The 2,073-nt window shown below is 79.6% G+C and carries 2 protein-coding genes; both read right to left on the bottom strand.

All coding sequences use genetic code 11. The features are described 5' to 3' along the window. Window positions 1-24 precede the first annotated feature (24 nt). Window positions 25-777: a type II secretion system F family protein gene (locus ACYVI6_RS18580; protein ID WP_460447775.1), complete on the bottom strand. Its 753-nt coding sequence runs from the start codon at window positions 775-777 to the stop codon at window positions 25-27. Next, entirely contained in the window at window positions 774-2,039 is a 1,266-nt protein-coding gene (locus tag ACYVI6_RS18575; protein ID WP_460447774.1) for a TadA family conjugal transfer-associated ATPase, read from the bottom strand. The genes ACYVI6_RS18580 and ACYVI6_RS18575 overlap by 4 nt, the downstream gene beginning before the upstream one ends. Window positions 2,040-2,073: the final 34 nt, after the last annotated feature.

The raw sequence follows: 2,073 nt of genomic DNA, 5'->3' as shown, positions 1-2,073 counted from the left end.
GGAGCGTCTGCGCCGGCCCGGCGCTCACGACGCCCGCTCGGCGGCTCGCAGCAGGGCGGCGGTCCAGGCCCGTCCGGCGACCAGCAGGCCGAGCCCGAGCGCCGCGCACGCCCGGCCCGGCCAGGTGCCGAGCAGCACCGCGAACGGGTGCGCCCCGACGAGCTGGCCGAACCCGAGCCCGGCGAACGGCAGGACCCCCAGCAGGCGAGCTGTGGCGCGCGGCGCGGCGAGCGACCCGGCGACCTGGGCCTCGACCTCGGCCTCGAGGCGGGTGCTCTCGGCCACCCGCTCGAGCACCTCCGCGAGCGGCGCGCCGGTGGTGCCCGCTAGCCGCCAGGCCGCGACCACCGGTCGCTGCGCCGGGTCGCGCCAGTCCGGTCCGGCGCCGACCGGAGCGCCGACGGGTCCGTCGCCCTCTCGGTCCGTCGTCGGCCCCGAGCCGCTGCCGGACGTGTCGGCCACCACCTCCAGGGCCACCGTCCAGGCGGTGCCCGGTTCTGCGCCGGCCCGCACCTGCGTGGCGACGGCGTCGACGACGGCGGCGACGTCGAGCGGCTCGGGTGCCCGGCGCAGCCGACCGAGCAGCCCCCGGCGACGCCCACCCGGGTCTCGACCGCTCCGCGCCGTCCCGTCCGTCGAGCCAGCGGCGCGTCGAGCGCCCGCAGCGGCGGCGCCTGCGGCTCGAGACGTCGACCCGACGTCCCGCCCACCGGACGGGAGCGCGAGCACCGCCGAGCCCGCCGCCAGCGCAGCGAGCAGTGCCGACCCGCCGCTCATCGGCCGAGCAGCGCGGCCAGCCGCGGCCAGCCCGGGCCTCGCCGACCCTCCGACCCCGCACCGACCGGGGGCGCGACGCCCGTGAGGTCGTGCCGTGGCGCCGATCGCTCCGAGGTCGTCGCGTCCGGCGTCGCCGCACCGGCGAGGGCGGTGGCGACCTCCGGCCCGGCGTCGTCGACGACGAGGGCGGGCTCGACGACGACGGCGCCGGTCGGACCGGTGGCGACCACGCCGATCTGCACCACCCGGCGCACGGCACCGGCGCGCTGCAGGTGCAGCACGACCTGGACGGCGCCGCGCAGCTGGGCGTGCACGGCGGCGGGGGTCATGCCGGCGAGCGCACCGAGCGCCTCGAACCGTGCCGGGACGTCGGTCGCCGAGTTGGCGTGCAGGGTGCCGCAGCCGCCCTCGTGGCCGGTGTTCAGGGCCGTGAGCAGCTCGCGCACCTCGGCGCCGCGCACCTCGCCGAGCACGAGGCGGTCGGGACGCATGCGCAGCGCCTGCCGCACCAGCTCGGTGAGGTCGACGGTGCCGGCGCCCTCGACGTTGGGCCGCCGCGCCTCGAGGCGCACCACGTGCGGGTGGTCGACGGCGAGCTCGGCGGAGTCCTCGACGACCACGACGCGCTGGGCCGCCGGCACGAGGCCGAGCAGCGTGGCGAGCAGCGTCGTCTTGCCGGCGCCGGTGCCGCCGGACACCACGAAGGCGGTGCCGCTGGCGACCAGGGCGCGCAGCAGCGGTGCCCACGAGGACGGCAGCGCGCCACCGCGCACCAGCTCGTCGAGCCCGAGCGCCCGGCGGGCCGGCACGCGGAGCGACAGGTGGGTGCCGCCCTCGACGAGCGGCGGCAGCACGGCGTGCAGGCGCACCCCGCCGGGCAGCCGGGCGTCGACGAAGGGGGCCGCGTCGTCGAGCCGGCGCCCCGCCGCGGCGGCCAGCCGCACGGCCAGCGCCCGCACCGCCGTCGCCCCGCCGAGGTCGAGGCGCACCTGCTGGAGCCCGCGTCCTCGGTCGACCCACACGCCGCGGTCGGCGTTCACCAGCACGTCGGTCACCCCCGGGTCGTCGAGGAGCGGCTGCAGCGGTCCGGCGCCGGAGAGGTCGGCGCGCACCGCGTCGACGAGGTCGAGCAGCGCGACGTCGTCGAGCAGTCCGCCCGCACCGCGCGCCGCCGCGGCCACGCGTCCCGGCGTCACCGGGCCGTGGTCGCGGGCCAGCTCGGCCCGGACGCGCTCCAGCAGGCCGGGGTCGACGCGCCTCACCGCCGACCGTCCGCATTGCGTACCTTAGGAAGCC

Source organism: Angustibacter aerolatus, assembly GCF_054776675.1.
This window is presented reverse-complemented; position numbering and strand designations above follow the sequence as displayed.